General features: G+C 71.1%; 8 protein-coding genes. 3 read left to right on the forward strand and 5 right to left on the reverse strand.

What is annotated here, in order from left to right:
- Positions 1-140: 140 nt before the first annotated feature.
- A complete protein-coding gene (locus AVL59_RS19895) occupies positions 141-8135 on the forward strand; it encodes a type I polyketide synthase (RefSeq protein WP_472573242.1) in 7995 nt (2664 codons plus the stop codon).
- Between the two features lie 17 nt (positions 8136-8152).
- Here the strand turns inward: AVL59_RS19895 and helR are convergent, their stop codons facing one another.
- The 5 genes from helR to AVL59_RS19920 form a co-directional block, all read right to left on the reverse strand.
- Entirely contained in the window at positions 8153-10309 is a 2157-nt protein-coding gene (gene helR / locus AVL59_RS19900; protein ID WP_372450428.1) for an RNA polymerase recycling motor ATPase HelR, read from the reverse strand.
- Between the two features lie 603 nt (positions 10310-10912).
- Positions 10913-11971, reverse strand: a complete 1059-nt coding sequence (locus AVL59_RS19905) for a zinc-dependent alcohol dehydrogenase family protein (protein WP_067306233.1) — start codon at positions 11969-11971, stop codon at positions 10913-10915.
- Between the two features lie 166 nt (positions 11972-12137).
- Positions 12138-13124 (reverse strand): hypothetical protein, encoded by a 987-nt coding sequence (locus tag AVL59_RS19910; RefSeq protein WP_067306236.1) that lies wholly within the window; start codon positions 13122-13124, stop codon positions 12138-12140.
- Between the two features lie 100 nt (positions 13125-13224).
- Positions 13225-17802 carry a peptidoglycan-binding domain-containing protein gene (locus AVL59_RS52995; protein WP_162494772.1) on the reverse strand — a complete coding sequence of 1526 codons (4578 nt, stop codon included), beginning with the start codon at positions 17800-17802 and terminating at the stop codon, positions 13225-13227.
- Positions 17803-17807: 5 nt separating this feature from the next.
- Positions 17808-20957, reverse strand: coding sequence for a hypothetical protein (locus AVL59_RS19920; RefSeq protein ID WP_067306243.1), 3150 nt, complete (start codon positions 20955-20957; stop codon positions 17808-17810).
- 242 nt (positions 20958-21199) lie between these two features.
- Between AVL59_RS19920 and AVL59_RS19925 the strand changes: the two genes are divergently transcribed.
- Both AVL59_RS19925 and AVL59_RS50510 read left to right on the forward strand, forming a co-directional pair.
- Positions 21200-21994, forward strand: a complete 795-nt coding sequence (locus tag AVL59_RS19925; RefSeq protein ID WP_067306246.1) for a hypothetical protein — start codon at positions 21200-21202, stop codon at positions 21992-21994.
- A 36-nt stretch (positions 21995-22030) separates the two neighbouring features.
- Positions 22031-22756, forward strand: a complete 726-nt coding sequence (locus AVL59_RS50510) for a peptidoglycan-binding domain-containing protein (protein WP_067306248.1) — start codon at positions 22031-22033, stop codon at positions 22754-22756.
- Positions 22757-22758 lie beyond the last annotated feature (2 nt).

The raw sequence follows: 22758 nt of genomic DNA on the forward strand, positions 1-22758 counted from the left end.
TTGGCGTCGGGGGAACGCACACAAAAGGGGTGGGAATGACGGGGGTTCGTGGGGAGCTGGTCCGTCCGTTGGCCGAAATCGTCCGGGAGCATGCGGCACGGGCGGGGGAGAGGACCGCTTTCCGGGATGCCCGTCGCGGCGTGACCTGGGCGGAACTGGACGAGCGGACGGCGCGGATCGCGGGGCATTTCGCACGGCTGGGCGTGCGCCGCGGGGACCGGGTGGTGTTCTGCCTGCCCAACCGCGTGGAAATGGTCGAGAGTTGCCTGGCGGCAGTGCGCGCCGGTGCCGTGGGAGTCCCACTGGATCCGGGGGCGACCGATGCCGAGGTGGCTCATGTCCTCGGCGACAGCGGGGCGGCGGCGGTCGTGCTCGAGGCGTCGCAGGCGGATCGGTTGCAGCGGGTGGCGGCCGGGCAGGCGTTGCCGCGCGTGGTGCTCGTCGGTGCGGAGACGCCGCCCGCCGGAGCACCCGCGGGCACGGTCCCGTACGAGGAACTCGCCCGGACCGATCCGGGCGGTCCGCCGCGCGACGATCTCGGCCTCGACGAACCGGCCTGGATCCTCTACACGTCCGGAACCACCGGCGAGCGAAAAGGTGTCGTGTCGAGCCAGCGGGCCGCGCTGTGGTCGACGGCCGCCGCCTATGCGCCGCTCTTCGGCCTGTCCGAGAAGGACCGGCTGCTGTGGCCGCTGCCGATGCACCACGCCTACGCGTACTCGCTGTGCGTCCTCGGGGTGGTCGCCACAGGCGCGAGCGCCTACCTCCTGGACCGGGGCGTGGACGTCGTCGAAGCACTCGAACGACAGCCGCTGCAGGGGCCGTTCACCATGCTGGCCGGGGTGCCGGCCACCTATCACCTGCTGGTGAGCGCGCTGCGAGACGCGCCGCGTCCGCCCGGAGGACTTCGGCTGTGCATCACCGCGGGGGCACCCTGTCCTGCCGAACTGCGCGCCGACGTGGAAGAGTTGCTGGGCGCACCGCTGCTGGACGGGTACGGCTGCACCGAGACCTGTGGAAAGATCGCGGTCGACCGGCTCGAAGTGCCGATGCCGGAGCGCGTGCCGCAGCCGGTGCCCGGAGTCGAGGTCCGGGTGACCGACACGGTGTCCGGACAGCGCGCCGCCGACGGTGACGAGGGCGAGATCTGGGTGCGTGGCCCCGGCTTGATGATCCGGTACCACAATCGCCCCGACAGCACGGCACAGGTCCTGCGGGACGGCTGGTACCGCACGGGCGACCTCGGCCGTCGCGAGCCGGGCGGCGGGCTGAGGGTCACCGGCCGGGTGGGCGACCTGATCATCCGTGGCGGGCAGAACGTCAACCCGGTCGAGGTGGAGCAGGCGCTGCTGACCTGTCCCGGTGTCGCGGACGCCGCGGTCGTCGGCAGGCCGCACGACGTGCTGGGGGAGGTTCCGGTGGCGCTCGTCGTCCCCGGGCCGGACGGGGTCGACCCGGCGCGGGTGCGAACCGCGTGCCGGGAGCGGCTGTCCGCGTTCAAGGTGCCGGACGACATCGTCCTGGGCGGTCCGGTGCCCCGCACCTCCTCCGGCAAGATCCAACGGACCGTACTCGCCCGTCAGTTGGCCGAGGCGCTCGTCACCGGGAAAGGCAACGCCTCCGCCGCGCTGCAGGCCCGGCTGCTGGCGCTGCCCGCTCCGGAGCGGCTCCGCGCCGTGCAGCGCCTCGTCGTCGACGCGGCGGCCGAGACCTCCGGTGACCAGCGGGTCGCCCCCGAGCCGGGCCGGGCCTTCACCGACCTGGGACTCGGCTCCTTGCAGGGTGTGCTGCTGCGCGACCGGCTGGGGGCGCTGACCGGCCTGGAGCTGCCCGCGACCCTGGTGTTCGACCGCCCGACGCCGGACGCCGTGGCCGAGTACCTCCATGACGCGCTGCTCGGCGCTCCCTCCGAGCCGGTGCACGGCGTCAGGTCCGGAACACGCGCGGGCACTCCGCCGCCCGACGAACCAGTGGCCATCGTGGCCATGGCCTGCCGCTACCCGGGCCTCGTGGACGACGTCGCCACGCCGGAGGAACTGTGGCGGCTGGTCGCGGGCGGCACGGACGCGACCTCCGTGTTTCCCGCCGACCGGGGCTGGGACCTGGCAGGTCTTTTCGACTCCGACCCGGACCGGCCGGGCACCTCGGTCACGCGCCGCGGCGGCTTCCTGCGCCGCGCCGCCGACTTCGACGCCGACTTCTTCGGCATGTCCCCCCGGGAGGCGCTGGCCACCGACCCGCAGCAGCGGCTGCTGCTGGAGACCGCCTGGGAGGTCGTGGAACGGGCGGGCATCGCCCCGAACGCCCTGCGCGGCAGCGACACCGGAGTCTTCGTCGGCATCATGCACGGCGACTACGCCGGCCGCCTGCTGCACCGGGGAGGCCACGCGCACGAGGCCCACCTCGCGCTCGGCTCCGCGGGCAGCGTGGCATCCGGGCGCATCGCCTACACCCTGGGCCTGGAAGGGCCCGCCGTGACGGTGGACACGGCCTGCTCCTCGTCGCTGGTCGCCATGGACTGGGCGGCCCGGGCACTGCGCTCGGGCCAGTGCTCGCTGGCCGTGGCCGGCGGGGCCACCGTCATGGCCAGCCCGGTGCCGTTCACCGCGTTCAGCAGGCTGCGGGGACTCGCGCCCGACGGGCGGTGCAAGCCGTTCTCGGCCGCGGCAGACGGCACCGCCTGGGGCGAGGGCGTCGGCCTGGTCCTGCTGGAGCGGCTCGCCGACGCCCGGCGCAACGGCCATCCGGTACTGGCCGTGCTCCGAGGCTCCGCGGTCAACGGCGACGGCGCGTCCAACGGCCTGACCGCGCCGAGCGGCCCCGCGCAGGAACGGGTGATCGGGGACGCCCTGGCCGCCGCCGGGCTCACCCCTGCCGACATCGACGCCGTCGAGGCCCACGGCACCGGCACCCCGCTGGGCGACCCCATCGAAGCACGGGCGCTGCTGGCCGCGTACGGGCACGACCGCCCGGCCGAACGGCCGCTGTGGCTGGGATCGCTGAAGTCCAACATCGGGCACACCCAGGCCGCGGCCGGTGTCGCCGGGGTCATCAAGACCGTGCTGGCGATGCGGCACGGGCTGCTCCCGCGCACACTGCACGCCGATGAGCCGTCCCCCGGGGTGGACTGGTCCTCGGGCGCACTACGGCTGCTCACCCGGGAGCGGCCGTGGCGCCCCGCACCCGGGAGCCCCCGCCGCGCCGCCGTGTCCGCCTTCGGCATCGGCGGAACCAACGCCCATCTGATCCTCGAGGAAGCGGCCCCGGCGGACGCGGACCCGGCCCCGGGACCCGAACAGCCCGTTCCGGAACCGCCGTTCCTCCTGTCCGGCGCGAACCCCGAGGCGCTGCGCGCCCAGGCACGGCATACGGCGGCCTTCCTCCGCGAGCGGCCCGAACTGCCCCCGCGGGACGTGGCGTTCTCGCTCGCCACCACCCGCGCCGCTCTCCGCCATCGGGCCGCGGTGCCCGTCCAGGACCGCGCGGGCCTGCTCAGCGAACTGGACCGCCTCTCGGCCGAGGCGACGACAGTCCTGCCGCCCCCGGCCCGCACAGACGGACGACTGGCACTGCTCTTCACCGGCCAAGGCGCCGGATGGTCGGGCCTGGGCCGGGAACTGCACCTCGCCTATCCCGTCTTCGCTGACGCCTTCGACGCCCTGTGCGGCCGTTTCGACTCCGCCGGTGTCGTGGACCGGCCCCTGCGCGAAGCCTTGTGGGACGAGCCGGGAACAACGGCCGCCGATGTGCCGTACAGGACCGACATCGCACAGGCCGGCCTGTTCTCGTTCGAGGTCGCCCTGTTCCGGCTGCTCGAATCCTGGGGTCTGCGGCCGGACTTCGTGGCCGGCCACTCCGTCGGCGAACTGGCGGCGGCGCATGCGGCCGGGATCCTGTCGGAACGGGACGCCGTCGACCTGGTCGCCGCCCGGGGGCGGGCTATGCGGCAACTCCCCGCGGACGGCGCCATGGTGTCCCTGGACGCCACCGAGGACGAGACCACGGCAGCGCTGGCGGAGTTGCCGGAGGCGGCCGGGCCGGTGGCCATCGCGGCGGTGAACGGCCCGCGGTCGGTCGTCGTCTCCGGGGCGGAGCAGGCGGTGACGGCGGTGGCCGAACGCTTCGAGGCCCGTGGGCGTCGTACCGTACGACTGCGTACCAGCCATGCCTTCCACTCACCGCTCGTCGAACCGGCGCTCGGGGCGTTCGGCAGGGCCGCGGCTCGGGCCACCTACCATGAGCCCCGCGTTCCGATCGTCTCCGCACTGACCGGGCGTCGGGCCACCGGAGACGACCTGCGCTCGGCGGCCTACTGGGTCCGCCACGCCCGTGAGACGGTCCGGTTCGCGGACGCCGTACGCCATCTGGTCGGCGCGGGTGTGACCGCCTTCGCCGAAGTGGGCCCCGGCGCACACCTCACCTCCGCCGCGATGACCGCGGTCCAGGATCCGGGGGACCTGGTCTTCACCCCGACCGTGCGGCCCGGCCGCCCGGAGCCCGGCACGGTCCTTGCGGCACTCGGCCTCCTGCACGTGCACGGCACCGCGATCGACTGGGAGGCCGTGCACCGGGGACACACCGGCAGGCGTGTCCGGCGCGTGGACCTGCCCACCTACCCCTTCCAGCGGGAACGGTACTGGCTGGCCGAACCTCCCGGCACCACGCCGAGCGCCGCACGGACCGGCGTGGGCCATCCGGTGCTGACCTCGACGACGAGCCTCCCGGACACGAGCCGCGTGCTCTGCACCGGCCATCTGTCGGACACCGACCAGCCCTGGCTGCGCGACCACGTCGTCGCCGGACACCCGCTCGTGCCCGCCGCCGCCCTGGCCGAGATGGCGCTCCACGCCGGTACCTCGTGCGGCCTTGAGACCCTGGAGGAGCTGACCTTGCTGCTGCCGTTGCAATGGCCCGGCTCCGGGGAGCGTGCCGAGGTGCAGGTGGCACTCGGTGAGCCTGACGCGTCCGGCCGCCGGACCGTGGACATCCGCGCCCGCTCCGAGGATTCCGGTCCGCTCGGTGCGTGGACGCACCACGCGACCGGCCGGCTGGGACGATCGGACCCCGATCCCGGCGCGAGCCACGGCCCCCACGAGTCCTGGCCGCCCCCGGACGCCGTCCCGGTCGACCTCACGGGTGCCTACGACCGCCTGGCGGGCGCGGGGTACGCCTACGGTCCGGCCTTGCGATGCGTGCGGGCCATGTGGCGCCAGGGCGACGACCTGCTCGCCGACGTACAACTCCCCGACGCGGCCGTGGAAGAGGCACAGCGGTACGGCGTCCATCCCGCGCTGCTCGACGCCGCCGTGCACGCTCCGCTGCTGGCCCCTGCGGATCCGGGCGAGTCCGGCCCGGCCCGGCTGCCGTTCGTCTGGCGAGGTGTCAGCCGACACGCGGCAGGCGTGACCGCGCTGCGAGTCCGGCTGCGCCCCACCGGGGAGGACTCGGTCGCCGCCGACCTCTCCGACCCGGCAGGCAGGCCGGTGCTTCGGGTGGCGGCGCTGACCACCCGACCGGTCCCGGGCACCACCGGTTCCGGCCGGCTCCCGCAGCCACGCCCCCTGTACCGCCCGCACTGGACCGCGGCCGCCCCGGCCCTTTCGTCCACGCCCGCACTCGCGGTGGCGTCCCCGGACGACCTCGGCCTGGCCGCTCTGCTGCCCGACTCCGTGCGGCCCGAGACGCCGGCCCGCGCTGCACAGGCAGCCGACACCGGCTCCCCCGAGGCCGACACCCCGGCCCTCGTCGTGTCCTTGACCTCGCCGGCCCCGTCCACCGACCCGGCCGCCGAGGCGCGCGAGCTGGTCACGCGCGCCCTGGAACAGCTGCACAATCGACTGCCCGCCCTGGCTCCGGGATCCCGTCTGATCCTGCTGACACAGGGCGCCACCACTCCGGAACCCAACCTGCCCGCCGCGGCGGCCCGGGCACTGTCGCTTAGCGCTCAGTCGGAGTACCCCGGCCGCATCACCGTCGTCGACGTCGACGGCCGCCCGGAGTCGCTGCGTCGCCTGGCGGCCGCCATCGCGACAGGTGAGCCCCGACTCGCCATCCACGCGGGCAAGGTGCTGGTGCCCCGGCTGGCCCAAGTCGCCACCGTGCCTGCCGGCGCGCCGAGGTTCGCGGAGGGCGGCACCGTACTGATCACCGGCGGCACAGGGGCTCTGGGTGGGCTGCTGGCCCGCCATTTGACGGAGCGTCACGGAGTCCGTCGACTGGTGCTCACCAGTCGCGGCGGCTCCAAGTCGTCAGGTGCGCAAAGGCTGCGGGAGGAGATCGAGCGGGCCGGCGGCCGGGTGGAGGTGGTCGCCTGCGACGCCGCGGACCGGTCCGCGCTGGCCGAGGTGGTCGACCGGCACGCCGCGGACCTGACCGGCGTGGTGCACACGGCGGGGATCCTCGACGACGGCGTCCTGGAGGCACAGACGCCCGAACGGATCGCGGCCGTCCTGCGACCGAAAGCGGACGCGGCCTGGCATCTGCACGAGCTGACGCGGGACCTGCCCCTGTCACAGTTCGTGCTCTACTCCTCGGCAGCCGGTCTGCTCGGCAACCCCGGTCAGGCCGGCTACGCCGCCGCGAACGCGTTCCTGGACGCCCTCGCAGTGCACCGGGCGGCCCTCGGACTGCCCGCGCTCTCCCTGATATGGGGACCATGGGCGGGAGCCGAGGGGATGGCGGACCGTACCGGCCGGACCGGCGACGGCGTGCTGCGCGCCGTCACCCCAGCCGAGGGCCTGGCACTGTTCGACGCGGCTCTGGAGACGGGCGAACCGGTCCTCGCACCGCTGCCCCTGGAACCCGGGGCCGGTACGGCACGGCGGCCGGTCCCGCCGCCGCTGCGGGGACTGCTGGGCACGTCCGGCTCGCAGGAGGCCCGCGGCGGCGGGCCCTCGACAGCCGCCCAGGCGGCCACGCAGGACTCGCCCGGAGCGTGGCGTGAACGGCTGGCGCGGCTGCCCGCCGACGACCGGGCTGCCGCACTGCTCACGCTCGTCCGGGAAACAGCGGCCGACGTACTCGGCCATCCCGGCGCGGCCGCCGTGACGGCCGACCGCGCCTTCACCGAGCTCGGCCTCGACTCCCTCACCGCGGTACTGCTGCGCAACCGGCTGGGCCTGCTCACCGGCCTGGAACTGCCCGCCACCCTCACCTTCGACCTGCCCACCGCCGAACGCCTGGCGAACCACCTGCTCGCCGAACTGCACCAGGCGCTGCCGCACCGCGAAGCAGCGGCCGACGCGCCGCCACGCCCCGCGACAGCCCGGTCCCCCCAAACCCTCGCCTCCCTCTACCGCCGCGTCTGCGCGACCGGCGACGTCGTATCGGCGATGCACCTGCTCGTGACCGCCTCGCTGGCCGTCCCCGGCTTCGGCCCCGAGGACGCCGCCGCGCACGCCCTGCCCCCACTCCGGCTGGCGGCGGGCGCCGCCGACCGGCCGCCCCTGGTGTGCTTCCCCGGCTTCTCCCCGGCCCTGGGCAGGCCCTGGTACACCGCGCTCGCACGCCACTTCGACGGCGACCGGGACGTTCTGGAGATGCGGCACCCCGCGGTCACCTCCGGCGACGCGCCGCCACGCGACTGGCAGACGCTGGTGGACCTGCACGTGGCGACCCTGCGGGAGCACCTCGGTGATCGCCGGCCCGTCCTGCTGGGCTGGTCGATGGGCGGATACCCGGCGCACGCGGTGGCCGCGCGGCTCGCGGCCACCGGTACTCCGCCCGCCGGCCTGGTCCTCCTCGACACTTACCACGTGACTCCCGAGCGGGAGACCGAGCCCTGGCTGCTCGCCCTGCCCGCCCGCGCGGCTCTGGCCATGGGGGAGAGGTTCGACACCGCGGTGGACGACATGGCACTGGCCGCACTCGGAGCCTACTCCCGGATGCTGCGGGGCCGGCGCCCCGAACCGTCCCACGTCCCGACGCTCCTGGTCCGCGCCACCGAGCAACCGCCCGAGCTGCGCACCCACGGCGGCCGTGGGGCAGGGAGCCAGGGCTGGCGGGCTTCCTGGCCGCGGCCGTCCGACACCGCGGACGTGCCGGGCGACCACTGGACCATGACCGAGGAACACGCTCCGACCACGGCACAGGCGATCCGGCGCTGGATGGGCGGGCTGGAAGGACCTACCGGTTGAGATGTCCCGGCGGGACGTCAGGGGCTGGTGAGGACGACGAGTTGCCGGGTCGCCCGGGTCATCGCGACATACCGGTCGACCGCTCCCTCGATCCCCTTGCCGAATTCCTCCGGGTCGATGAGCACGACCAGGTCGAACTCGAGTCCCTTCGACAACTCCGGGGCCAGTGACCGGACACGGGATGTCGAGCGGAACGTGGGATCGCCGATGACGCAGGCGACCCCCTCGGCCTGCGCGTCGAGCCATGTGCCGAGGACCGAGTCCAGATCCGCGACGGATCCGTGGACGACGGGAATGCCGTTGGTGCGGACGGAGGCCGGCACATTGGCGTCCGGGAGCACGGCCCGGATGGCCGGCTCGGCCTCCGCCATGACCTCCTGCGGCGTCCGGTAGTTGATGCTCAGGGACGCCACATCGATGCGGTCGAGCCCGATCCGCTCCAGCCGTTCCCGCCACGATTCCGTGAACCCGTGCCTGGCCTGGGCACGGTCCCCGACGATGGTGAAGCTGCGGGACGGGCAGCGGAGCAACAGCATCTGCCACTCCGCGTCCGTCAGTTCCTGAGCCTCGTCCACCACGATGTGCGCGAACGGGCCCGCGAGCAGATCCGGTTCGGCGGCGCGCAGTTCGGACTCGTCGACGAGGCTGACCCGGGCGTCCTGACCACGCAACATCACCACCAGGCCTTCTCCGTCATCACCGTCGGCACCGGAGTCGGCCGCGGCTTCGATCAGGTTGCCGACGACCTGTGCCATGCGCTCGCGCTGGGCGGCGAGGACGGCCTCGTTCCTGCGCTTGCGCCGGGCCGCCTCCGGGTCGCCGAGCCGCTGCCGCGCCGCGTCCAGCAGCGGCAGGTCGGACACCGTCCAGGCCTGGGCGTCCGCGCGCTGCAGCTTCCGCACGTCGTCGCGGCCGAGCCAGGGAGCGCACATCCGCAGATACGCCGGGACCGACCACAGATCGCCGACGAGGTCAGCCGCTTCGAGCGTCGGCCAGGCGCGGTCGAGCGTGTCGACCAGCTCCCTGTCGTGCAGCAGCGACCGCCGGAACTGCTCGGGCGGGACGTCGTCGCCGTCGTGCTTGTCCATCAGGATCGCGACCAGTTCCTCCCAGATCTGCTCGCGCGCCTCATTGTGCGCAGTGCCCGGTCCCGGTGCGCGGAACGCCTCGGCCCAGTCGTCGGCGCTGAGCCAGATGTCGGACCAGTCCGTCGTGACCGTCATCCCCTCGGCGGGCGGCTCCTCGTAGAACCTGACGGCGGTCTCGATCGCCTTCACCATGTCCGCGGACGACTTCAGACGAGCCACGTCCGGGTCGGCCTCGACCGCGGCTCCGGCGCCCTCGGCGACCAGGTCCCGCAGGGTGCAGGTCCGCACGCCCTCCTCTCCGAGGCTGGGCAGGACGTCGGCGACGTAGGCCAGATAAGGCTGATGCGGACCGACGAACAGCACGCCGCCGCGACGGTGACCGACACGGGGGTCGGAGTAGAGGAGGTAGGCCGAGCGGTGCAGGGCCACGACGGTCTTCCCCGTACCCGGACCGCCGTCGACGACGAGAGCGCCGCGGGATCCCGCCCGGATGATGGCGTCCTGGTCGGCCTGGATGGTGGCGAGCACGTCCCGCATCCGGGCCGAACGGTTGCCGCCCAGGCTGGCGATGAAGGCGGACTGGTCGTCGAGCGCGGCATGCCCGTCCAGTCCGTCGACGGCGAACACCTCGTCCCAGTAGTCGCTGATCCGGCCACGCGTCCAGCGATACCTGCGGCGGCTCGCCAGACCCATCGGGTTGGCGTGGGTCGCCGCGAAGAACGGCTCGGCCGCGGGGGAGCGCCAGTCGAGCAGCAGCCGACGCCCCGTGCTGTCGGTGAGGCCGAGCCGGCCGATGTACACGGGCTCGGGGTCGTCCGCGCTGACGATGTGTCCGAGGCACAGGTCGAGACCGAAACGGCGCAAGGCGCGCAGACGGCCGGTCAGCCGGTGGATCTCCGCGTCCCGGTCCATCGCCTGCCTGCCGAGGCCTCCGGGCGCCTTGCGCTCGGCTTCGAGACGGTCGGACAGCTCGGCGATCGCCTGCTCGAGGCTGTCCGCGACGGCCGCGAAGTGCCGTTCGTCGCCGGCGATCAGTGTCGGGTCGGCCTTGAGTGAGAGACGGTCGGGCAGGTCGAACGCATGCACTTGGTGAATCTCCTGTTTCCGCAGGTCCTGGCCACGGCCAGCGATTCTGCGGCATCCCCGGGGCCTTGCCGCAAGCCCCCCGGTGCGCTATAGGTTGATAGTGGCAAGGAGTGGGTACTCCTCCTTCCCTTCAAGCCCGTCCTCGCCCACTGCGCATACGAACCCGATAGGTCATGCGCGTGGACGCGTTTCATACATGCGCAGCGCCACGACGAGGCCGGAGTCGGCGGTGAGCGCTCCAGTGAGCAGGGCAACGACGGCGAAGCCACCGTCGCGCCACAGGCGGTAACTGCAACGCGACGACGCCCGTCGACCCGCATCGACCCGCACGTCGCGGAGGCGATGCGGCCGTATCCGACGGATTGGTTCGCAACTCACGCGGATCACCGAGCGCCCGGCCGTGCCGTGCACTGCGCGCGCTCCAGCTGATGCAACGGGCGGTGTCGGCAGGCTCGGCCAGCCTGCGCGAGCCGGCCTTTCTCTCGGGACCCACCTGCCGTGGCGCAATGATCCGCCGGACCGGCCCTAGCCGGGGCCGGTCGCTGCGATCTTGGATATGGAGGGTCGGGGCCGCACTGCCGCCAGCACCGGCAGGGCCGCTTCCTACCCGTCGTCGTTGTCCCGGCCGTCTTCGAAGACGAAGAGTGGTTTGGTGCCATGTGCGGGTGTTTCGGCGAGCGAAATGGCTTCGGCGAAGCGTTCGAGCGGGAACGGCCGGCCTTGGGGGATGCTCAGCACTTCATCGGCGACGAGACTGCGAACCTGGGACAGCGCGCGCAGCGCGTCCTCAGGTGAGGCAGTGCCGAACCAGCGGTTCAGCCAGAAGCCACGGACTGCTTTGGTCTCGTAGATGACCGAGCGTGCCTGCAGCGGGATCGTCAGCGCCGCCGGGTCAGTCTGCCGATGGGTGGAGAGGGCGCCGTAGACCACGACCTCTCCGCCCGGAGCCAATGCCTGGGATACCTGGGCACCCACGCGGCCCGCGACACAGTCGATGGCCTTGCGCACGCCGGCCGGTCCCGCTGTCTCAGCCACACGCCGCAACAGGTCCTCGTCCTCAGTGCAGATGACCTCGTCACCACCAAGCGCTTCGATCTCCTCAACGGCATCGCGCCGCCGCACGACATTGATCGTGCGAATACCCAGATGTCTGGACAGCTGAATGACGAGCCGACCGACGGTGGAGCCTGCGGCCGTCTGCAACAACCATTCACCCGGCTGTACGTCGAGTTCGCGAGTCACGAGGAGCAGCGCGGTCAACGGGTTGACAGCGAGTTGACTGGCGGTGGAGTCGCTCAGACGGTCGGGGACCGGCAGCAGCCTTCGTGTATCGGCAGCAAGGTATTCCTGCCAAGTGCCGGCCACATGAGGCCCGGGTACCGCCGGTACTGCGACGGCCACCACGCGCTCGCCGATCTTTGGTCCCTCGGTATCCGGGCCCAGGGCCTCAATGCGGCCCACGCATTCCATGTGCCCCCCAACAGTCGGGAACTCGGGGGAGAAACCGTAGCGGCCACGCAGCACGTGCAGATCGCTGGCGTGAATCGGAGTCGCCTTCACGCGGATCAACGCCTGACCGGCTTTTGGCGTGGGAACAGGCCGGGATTCCAGCCGCAGGACATCGGTAGGCTCGCCGACCTTTCCGGCTACGAGCGCACGCATGGATCGAGGCATGAGTGACCTTTCGTCTCTCAGCGTCCGACGAACTCGGCGGGTGTTTCGGGCAAGAACGATGCTGGTGCCGGCATCCTCGTCGTCGTCCAGGCTCCGGACTCTTCGTTCTCCATGGAAATCGGCCCGTGCGCAGAGTAGGCGTGCCGGGGGCGGGTCACGGCCAAGCCACTTTGATGCCGAGCTCGCTCTCCACCACGGTGATGTCGCTCATGAGAGCCCTTGTGCCGCCCGCTCTGTTCCCGGCCCAGAGCAGACCGACCGCGGTTCGATTGTCGTTCTCCAGGACCAAGGAACCGGAGTCACCTCCCCTGGCGAAGATCCCGTCCGGGCATCCAGGGGGCAGGAAGAAGATCTCGTACTGATGGGACATGACGAACCTGTGGCCGGGCGGCGGCGTCCGCGGTTCGGCGTCCCAGGGCACGACCAGCTGAATTCCGACCACGATGCCGGCGGTCGGGCCGCTTTGCGAACCACGCTTCCTGACGAACATCCCGGTCGAGGGCGGCATGGTGGAGTCGATGACTCCGAACCCGTCGGTGATCGCGTGGTTGAGCGTGCGCCCCTGATCGACTGCTTCGCCCAACGACACGGTGGCCGCGTCGAGCTGGCGTCCGAGCAGCAGTCCGGCGCCCGAGGGAACGGGGATCGTCTGGGTCGCGGGAGACGCGACGGCGATGGTCTCGCCCAGAGCGTTCGTGAGATCCGGAGGAGGACCACCCGCGATGAACAGGGGCGCCTCCGGCTGCCACAAGGTGCTGCCCGGATCACCGGAGACGTGGTGGCAGGTGAGACCGACCTCGGTACCGGTGCCGTCCTGAACGATCGCACCGAGCGTGCCCGACGCGCCCCGCACCGGCTCGATCTGCGCCCCACCGGGGAGGTCGTCGTAACGGGTCACATCCGGAGCGAAGAGCGGCTCGACCGGGAACTCGATGATGGCGACCGGCAGCCCCGCGAGGCTCTCCGGAATTCCGGCCGGAACGTCGCCGGCGTCGGCGACGAGTACGCGCACGGTGAGTTCGTCGACGAGTTCACCGTCCTCTTCGCGGAATCCGAGTCCCACCCCGGTGACTCCGGGTATCAGCAGCACTTCGGGTGCGACGGCGTCAGCGGCATCGATGACTTCCTGCGGGATGTCCATGACGTCTGTCCTCTCCGTCCGGTTCCGCCGGCCTGTAAGCGCGCATGAGTGGAGTCCGCCGGGCACGGGCACAGCGGACCTCGGCCTTCACCGCCCGCGGTCAATGGTGGGAGAAACCGCCACCGTGCCCGCCGCGCCCGTCTCCGCGCCCGTCACGTCCGTCTCCGCGTCCGTCGCGTCCGTCACGTCCATCGCCCCGTCCGTCACGCCCGTCTCCGCGTCCGTCGCCCCGCCCGTCATCGCCGTCCCCGGGCCTGCCGTGCCCGTCCGAAGTGTCCTGCCCCGGCGGTAGATCGACGGTGTCGCAGTAGAGCACCGGCCCCGGGGGCGTGGGGGCCGTCGGGCCGTCGGCCTGGATGCCCTCGGTCTCGACGACCATGAGGCGCAGCGGCACCCCGCGCCGCACGGGCGGTATCGGGATCTGGCCCGTGTAGAAGGGCCTGTGCGAGGACTCCGCGTCGATCGAGGTGAGTTGGGTGACGGTGTCCTCCAGGGTCACCCAGCCGAGGTCGTGGTCGGTGACGACGTCGTGTCTGCGCTGGAGCGTGGCGGTGATCTGAGGTGGCCGTGCGCCCGTGGGGTCCCAGGAGGGGCCGGTGACACTGACCGTGAGCGGTTGGCCGGGCCTGACCGTCAGCTCGCGGTCGGGCAGGGTGCGTACGAGGTCGGCGAGGACGACCGACGAGAGCTTGGCTCCGGGGATCGATTCCGGCTGGTATCGGACCAGAGCGAGCCGGACGAACGGCAGACAGGCGTCCTTGGTGTCCAGTTCCAGATCGCAGAACCAGCGGCCGCCCTTCTCGTCCGCGTCGAACTGCGGGGTGAAGCCCACGACGGTGACGGTGAGCGGGTCGTTGGGCGGGGGAAGCGAGAGCGTCTCGGAGTGCCGTACCGCGTTGGTGAACACGTCCGCGGTCGGGGCGACGACGGGTGCGGAACGGTGGATGGGGTCGCGGCCCATCAGAGTGACCCAGGCGTCCCGCAGGGAGGCCGGGTCGCCTCCGGGCGGCTCGCCCAGGACCACGCCGAGCAGTTCGCCGTCACCGGAGGAGAACCAGGGACGGTCCAGGTACACCCGGATGCCGCCGCCGCGCCGACGGTGGACGATGGCGCCGGACGGCCCGTCGGCATGCTCCAGGGCCAGCGTGGGCACGCAGTACAGCAAGCGCGGTGCCGTGGGCTGTGCACTGCTGAGCACCGAATATTCCTGCGCCGCTCCCTGTACGGTCAGCGTGTGCCGGCCGGGCTCGGCGTACTGCGCGGGAAAGTAGTCTGCGAATTTGCTGCCGGCCAGGGGGCGGTAGTGCACCGTACGGTGCTTGGTGTCGCCGAACTCGTGCTTCTCGAGGACGAGCGGCGTCCTTTTTGCCTTGTCCTTGTCAGTGGCGGCAGCCGCAGCCGCAGCCTTGGCTTTGTCCTCCGACACCTGGGTGCTGAAGGTCAGGACACCGTTCTGCAGGACGGCGGGTTCGGTGCCGGGGGCGCTGTCGCGGTTCGCTCTGTCCGTCAGCATTCCGAACACCGGGGCGGTCATCCTCCGGGTGTCGCGGCCGGTGGGGCCGGCGTCCGTCACCTCGGTCCACTCCGCGACCAGGTCGACCCGGCCCGTGCTGTCCTCGTCCAGCGCGATGGTGCCGGCGAGGTGCTCGGCGGTGGCGTGTTCGGGACGGGGACTCGTCGGCGGCGGCAGCAGCAGGGTCAGCACGGGTGTCTTCACCGGCTGTTGTACGGCGTGCACGAGGGTCAGCTCGTGCCAGGGAGTGAACATCCAGTGCCGACTGGCCGCGGCCAGTTCCAGCACCTGGTCGGCCCTTTGCGACTCCGCCGCCATCCGTGCCGCCGCTTCCGCCTCCGTCTCCGTCGCGGCCCCCGGTGCCTGCGGCGCCTCCTTCCGGCACCACGAGGCCATGCCCATGATGGCCTCGTCCAGGTCGATCCTGGAACACAGCCGGACGGTCGCCACGGTTCCCTTGGGCAGCGATACGGTCAGTACGCGGGACCCGTCGTCGAAGCGGGGCGGCCCGGACCCTTCGGCCAGCCTCAGCCTGAACGACTTGGGGCGGTGCCAGACATCGCCGTCCCAGGGGATGGGAAAGGGCTCACCGGCGGGCAGCCCGGGCAGGTCCAGGAGGACGGCTCCCGTGGTCCGTGGATCGGGAAGATAGGGCAGTTCGACCTGCTCGCCCGTGTGCAGGGCGATGATCGCCGGATGGTTGGGATCGGCCGCCGGTGACTTGACAGACTTCAACACCACATCCGGGTGGGGGTCGCTGAGGGAGCCGTTCTCCCGAATGGCCAGGTCGTACACCGCGTCCTGGACGGCGTGGTCGGTCGAGCCGATGGCCGGGTCCAGCAGTCCGTGCCACTCCACGCACTGCAGCGACGCCTTCGGCGCCACCACATGGCGTTCGTCGATCCCCTGGTACGGGACGTGCCCCTCCGAGGTGACCGGCGAGGACCGGTTGAAGTCCGCGGCGTACTGTTCCGCCGTACTGCCCGCCGACGCGTCGGCGCCGGGTCCGGCACCGCAGTCGACGCTGAAGCCGTTCTTGCGGCCCAGCTCGGTCAGGGTCTGGCACCCAGGGTCGCCGTCGGCACCGCTCCCCGAAAAGCCCTGGTCACGTTGTTCCTCGGCATAGGCGGTCCTGGTCTCGTCGCCGAAGACGCTGTCCGCGCCGTGGGGGAGGTTGTGGCCCTCGGCGACGAGGGCCTTCTGGACGGTGCGGACATCTTCGTTGGTCCGGCCGAACCGCACATTGGCCAGCGAGACCCTCGCGGCACTGCCTGTGGCGGCGGCCGGGGGAGGCACGGCTCCCGGGCTGCTCCGGATCACCATGCGGAACGCCGAGGCGCCTTCCCCGAGCACCAGCCTGGGCACCACGGCCGGCGCGGGCACGGGCTCGTACCTCCGGAACACCAATGGCTCGGCCTCGGGGAGCACCACGCCGTTCAGGTACTTCATCAGGGCCTCGGCCCCCGGGAAGTCGAGGCCGTTGCCCGCCAGGTCGACGGTGCGCAGCCGCACCCGGTACGGATGGCCGTACCGCAGCCTGGGCAGGGAAGCGGGTCGTGCCTTGACCGTGATCTCCAGGTCCAGTCCCATCCCCGGGTCGTTCCGGGGCGGCACCGGCTTGTTGGGGGGTATGTTCTGGTCGGGCGATCCTATGTCGGTGTCCAGCACCAGGCCCGGATGTGGCGCGGCCTGCGACCAGCCGTCCCAGGTGGCCAGTTGCTCGGGTACGTGCATGGTGGAATCGTCCGGCGCTGAGGCCAGGTGGGCTTGGAAGAAGCCCTCGTCGGAGGCCGTGAGCAGAAGCGGCCCGCCATGGGGCTTGCGGTACTCGACGTCACGCTCGTACAGCGAGAACCACGCCTTCAGGCTCTCGTCCCAGATGTCCATCCGGTGGCCGCGGACCACGTCCTTGGCGAGGAGTTCGGGGGCGGAAGCGGGCTCCTGTTCATCCTGCGGAGCCGCCTCCTCGGGCCCGGCTCCCGGAGACTGGGGGGCCGGTGTCTGGAGTGTCGCCCCCTGTTGCTTTGCCACCCCGTTGAACGCCTTGTTGTGCACGTCCGCCCGGCCGAACTCGTCCTTCAGGCTGTTCAGGCGATCGTTTCTGACCAGCGAAATCCCATGGGTCCGCACCGGGGAGAGCCCCGTGGCACCCTGGGGGACCGACAACATCTTGAGCGCGGCACCGTCGATGTCGGCCTGTTCGACGGAGAACTTCGTCTCGTCCAGCACCACGAGACCCCGGGACGGGGATGCCAGCGTGTCGCCGTCGGCGGGAGCCTGCGCCGCGGGAACGAACAGGCGGTGGTCGGGCGAGAGCGGGTCGGGGTTGAAGAAGTAGCGGGTGCGGCATGGCACGTCGTACGAGTCCTGTCGCAGGGCGGGAGTCCAGCGGGGGATCACGGTCAGCAGCAGCTCGCCCGAGGAAACGGGCAGCCGATCGATCGGCAGAAGGAACTCCAGAACCAGTCCCAGACGCCTGAGGAGCACGGGGTGGTCCCCGAGCGAGGTGAGCATCGCGTGGAAGTCGGCAGGCGGCGGCGACGGAGGCTTCGACGGCTTCACCGGCTCTCCTGCGACGAGCCCGGGTGCCTGCGAGGTCCGGTGGAACGCCTCCAGGCCGGCCAACGGCGGCGGAGTCGCACCGTCTTTCACGCCGGGAGCGCTGGTCACCGCGGCCACGGTCTCGCCGGCCGTGGACGAAGGGGTCTGACGGCTCATCGCGTCGAGCGTCGAGGGCGGGCTCTCGGGGAAGTCCCTGGCCGTGCCGGCGTAGACCCCCTTGGTGTAGCCGCCGACCTCTCGGGCCGAGTACGTGCGGAAGTTCCGCTCACCCGGGGGGAAGGCGTAGGGTAGCAACGGGGTTCCCTCGTCGAAGAGACTCGTCCACAGCTCCGTGACGGGCGGCGGGTCCTGGGGTTTCAGTGGCCCGGTGAAGGGCGCGGGTACGGGTGGCGTCGCGGTGCCGAGCTCCGTGGCGAACTCGAAGGTGGCCGCCATGATCTTCTCCGGCCAGCGCACGAAATCGGGAAAGCTCGCCAGCGTGCCCTCCTTCCCATCGGGCGTGAGCAGCCGCGGTGCGATGAATACCGACACCTTGGCCTGCGTGCCGTCCTCCGAGAACCCGTGAGGGAGAACCGTCCAATTGATGTGCTGTTCGAATGGCATGGTCATCACCCAACAGGTGCAGGAGCGTACGCCGCGCAGTACTCGCGCCAGTCCGGATCCCGCCGGACGCAGTCGGCGAAGGACGGGTCGCCCGGCGCGCCGGAGAAGCTCCGCTCGAGTTCGAGCGAGACGGACTTGCTGAAGAAGGCGATCCGCACGCTCACCGTGAGGGAACCCTTGCCACGGATCATCGACTGGTGGCGTTCCTTGTCCTTGTCGTAGGTGAGTTGCAGATAGAAGTCGACGGACACCGTGACGATGCCCAGCACGCACAGAAAGCCATGACACCGTAGGTAGCCGCTCACGGAGGCTTTCTTGTCGTCCAGCGAGAAGCTGATACCGGCCATGATCGAGACCCCGCCGCTCGCGACCCCGAGATTCAGTGCCGCATTGCCGCCGAACTCTATGGCGCCCTCGATCTGCCGAGGACCCGTGGCGTCGACCAGCATGGAGAAGTAGCCTCCGCCGCCGAACAGGGACACGGTGACGTTGAAGGGATGCTCCCGCTCGGACACCGAGAAGCGGAACGTGACGGGATCGCCGTCGAACGGGATCTTCAACTCGGCCCCCAGCGTGATGTTCGACAGGTTGAAGGCACCGATGGGGATGGCCGGGAGAGCGAACTTGTAGCCCGTGGTGACACCGCTGGGCCCGATGTCCACGTACGCGCCCGCCCCGAAGACGTCGGCGGGCAGGGCGCTGCGGAGGGTATCGATGAACTCCAGCTCGCCTTTGAACTTCAGTTCCACGCCGGTGGCCGTGACATCGGGCTTCTTTCCCGGGCCGGCCTTGAACACCAGGTTGTCCATGTGCACTTGGACGACATCGGCGAAGACCAGTGCGAAGTTGCTCAGTCTGCCCTCCACGGTCGCCTTGTCGGCGGCGTCCTTCGAGCGTATGGTCCGGGCGTCCAGGGTCAGCGTCGCTCCCTCGGCGTCCAGGATGTCCGCCGGGGAATCGCTCTTGCCCAGCTGGGTCTTCCACACGTAACGCAGTTCCTTGCCCTGCCCGTCCACCAGGTCGCGGATACGCAATACGGGCACCGGCAACAGGCCGTCGGCAGCGTTCAGGACGGCCTCGATCTGGTCGTCGCCGAGGTTCTGCACAGTGTCGAGCTTGTCGTTGTCGAGGGCCTTCAGGAAACGGCTGAGGTCGATCCCGCCGAGAAGCTGGGCACCGGCGAACGCATTCTTGATGTCTTGCACGGGAAGCGGGCCGACAACTGCCCCGTTGTCGCTTGTCGCGAAGACGTCGGGTACGACTCCCGCCTGCGCGGTGATCAGTTTGAGCACGGTCCCGGGGCTGGCGACTCCGCCGGCCTTCTCCGCTCCGACGGTGAGGGGGAGCGGGTCCTTCAGGTTGAGATACGCGCCCGCCGGATGCTTCTCCAGGGTCTGCCTGAGGTACGTGTCGTTGAAGGTGACAGACAGATCACCGGCGTTCGGGGTGAACTGCTCCAGGGCGGGGACGCATACCGCGGCGGCGGTCACGTGGAGCTGCCCGACCACGGGGCGGATCTCCTCCTGGCCGCTGACGTAGGCCCCGAGCCCGAAGGTCAGCTCTTTGACCGCGTGGCAGGTGCTGCCGGGAGCGTCGGACGGTGGCTGGACCATGGCCATGACCTGGCCGCGCATCTGCCGGAGCATGCGGCCCGGCTTCTCCTTGTACAGGTTCTTCAGTGCCTCTTCAGGGTTGCTCAGTCCGTCAGGCACGAACACCAAGGGCATGGTGAAGCTGACCTTCCGGCCTTCCCAGTCCGTACCGATCAGGTTGAACTCGTAGTCCTCGCCGCTACTCAGGAGCTGTACCCAGAAGGCGATTTCGTCCCTGATGGGCTTCGTCGGGTCGGGGGGCGGATCCGTCTTCGGGTCCGGCGGCCTGATCACCGGGGTGACGCGATCCGTGATGCGCAGCGCGCGGAAGGGCATTTCGCGCCCCCCGAACGTGAAACCGTTTTCGGGCCCGTACTGGACCTCCGGCTCTTTGACGACGACGCGGTCCTCCCGCTGCAGGTAGGCGACGATCCCGTCGTTCGGCCGCGCGGCGAACACCCGCCTGAACTCGATGACGTGTGCGGCTTGATGACGGGAGGTCAACTTGCCACGGATGACGACACGTATGAACTGTTCACGGCCCAGCCCGGTGATGTGGTCGTAGGCCTCCAGGTCGGGAAAGTGCCGCCCGGCCAGTTGGTAGCGGGGCTTGTCGGACTCCTGCGGCGCCTGCCAGGCGCCGTGCAGATGGGTCGAGGAGCCCATGGGCGTGACGATGAACTGCTCGGCGTGCAGCGGCGCGCTCGGGACGTCGATGGGCACGCCCCCGGCGGTGAGTTCGGCCCGGCTGGTGAGGGTGACGATGTCCTCCAGGTTCACATCGGTGAGAGGGCTGCCCGCGGGCAGCGGGCCCCGGTCCCGGACGGCCGCGAAGGCCCGCAGCAGTACCTCGCCGTCCTGCGCACCGTGCAGCCGGGCGTGCCACAACGCCGCGCGCCCGTCGGCCTGTTGGGGGTCCGTCCGGCCCACCCAGTCCACGGGCTCGTCGTAGGTGATCAGCAGTCGGGTGGGAAACTCGATGACGCTTCTCGGAACGCCCTGGAAAACCGTGGAACCCGGCGGGTCCGGGCCCGGTACGCCCGCCGGCACCGTCAACGGCACCAGCCGCGCCCAGTCGAGCAACGCGGCCAGCGACAGGTCCAGGCCGTCCAGGTTGGCCGGCACCGCGAAAGCCAGCTGGGTCGAGCCGGCGGTGAAGGACTTCATCGGAGCGAGTACGGGCGGGAGGGTCTTCAGCGGCGGGGGGACCTCCTCCCGCACGTGCTGCGGCGGCAGCCCGGCGAGAACGAACGCCGGTTGACCAGGATCCCGTCGCACCAGACGGTGACCGTCGAATCGCAGATTGACCAGACTGATGTCGACGACGAGCATGTCCGCAGGCCGCACCACCCGGAACGGTCCCTCCGCGACGTCTTCGGTGTCCGGTCCGGGGTCCGGTGGTCTGCGCGGGTCGGGGCCGTCGGGCGGGTGGAAAGGCGGCCGCCTGCGGCCGCCGAAGTCGCCACCGCCGTCGCCGTGGCCCTCGCGACGGCCGTCGCCGGCATGGTTGCGCAGCTCTTCCCGGAGCCTCGGCGTGACAGGACGGGCGGTGTTGAAGGACATGGGAAACGCCTCATCCGAGGTCGTGAGAGTTCTGAGGTGCGGCGACGCCGCTCACCTCTCTTCCATGTTCACTCCAATGGCCGAATCCCGCCACCGAACGGCGGCCCTGCCGACCGCTCCGGGACCAGACGCCGAGCTGCCTGCGCGCCTGCCGAGTCCTACAGTTGAGGTGCGTGCCCCGGGTCGCCCGGCTTCGGCCGGTCGATGTCCCACAGGGAGATGTCTGAGATGCGGACGAGCAGATGAGTGCGCGGCAGCAGAACCCGTTTCTGGTCGGCAAGGTGGCTGTGCGGGTCGTCATCGTCTCGGGTCCGGCGGGTACGCCCGCCCTCTTCACCGCGGCCGAGACGGCCCGAGTCCAGGCGATCACCGTCATGGCGCTGCGCATCCTGGGGGTCCAGGCCACGGCGATGGACACACGGGTCCCCCTGGTCTGGGACCTGCGGTTCACGAGCGTGCAGGTGACAGCGCCGCCGCCCGCCCCGCTGCCCGACCCGAACTCCCATGACCGGGCGGTGATCATCGCCCGGGAACAGCCGTGGCGGGACGAGGCCCTGCAGATCTTGACGGGCCAGACCGACGCGGCCGGCATGCGGGCACTGCGGGCTGATTCCCTCGGCGCGAACGACCACGCGGTCATCGTGCTGTGGACGCGTTACGAATGCGGCTGGGTGGCGACCGCGGTCGACGAATTCGCGTACTGCGCGCTCTCCTGGCCGATGTTCGACGCGCGCACGGGATTCCGGCTGAATTCCGCGCCGCTGGTCCTGGCCCATGAGATCTGCCATTTGTTCGGCGCTCCCGACGAATACTCGGCTACGGATTCCACCGGCGTCGTGGTGCCGTGCCGCCTGCTGGACGACCAGGGCGAGGGATTCGGCCGGCTCGACTTCGCCAACATCAACTGCGACCACTTCAATCCCCACCCTGAGCCATGCCTGATGAACAGCAAGGACAACCTCCTCTGCGACACCACCAAGGCTCATGTCGGCTGGCTGGACTCCGACCGGAACGGCGTACTCGACGTCTTCGCATGACCGGCCGAACGAGCGCCTACGAGGAGGAACGCACCGATGGCCCACGTACTCGCCCTGACCGACGGCACCGCCTCCCGGGACTCCCTGCTCGACGAGCTGTCGGCGTCCGACGGACTGGTCCTGCTCGGCCTGAACGAACGCCTGGTGCTGGCCGAGGGCGACGCGGTGACCGCCGCCGCCCTCAGCGGCCTGCCCGGGCTGCTGGGCGTCACCGACGAGCCGCCCCCTCTCGCGCCGGGCGACCTGGAGGCGATGCTGAACGGCGACATGGCGGCAGGGCCCACGGTCGCGAGCCTCTTCGACGTCGACGCTGCCGCCCTCGACGAGGAGTTGATCCGTGACGTGCTCGGCTGGCTGGTCTCGGTCGACCAGCGGTTCGTGGCCGACACCGACACCGCGGCCACGTCGGGCGAGCCGTGGGGACCACCGGCCGCCTGCCTGCGGGACGACTCCGCCCCGCAGCCGGTCCCGCCCGACTCGCCGCTGCGCGCGCCTCGTTTCGCCGACGATCCGGTCCTTGAGCAATGTCTGGCGGGCACCCACCGCATGCTTGCCCCGGAGGAGGGGCGCGCGGTGATGAAAGTGCAGGCAGCGCTGATCGACCTCGGGTTCCCGCTGCCGCGGTTCGGCGCGGACGGGCGGTTCGGCGACGAGACCGGTCAGGCGGTGTCCGCCTTCAAGCGTGGTCAGGGCCTGGCTCCCGACGACCCGGTCGTCGGCACAGGGACCATGGCCGCGCTGGACCGCGTCTTCGCTCCGTAGGG

It is taken from the genome of Streptomyces griseochromogenes, assembly GCF_001542625.1.
GTDB lineage: Bacteria > Actinomycetota > Actinomycetes > Streptomycetales > Streptomycetaceae > Streptomyces > Streptomyces griseochromogenes.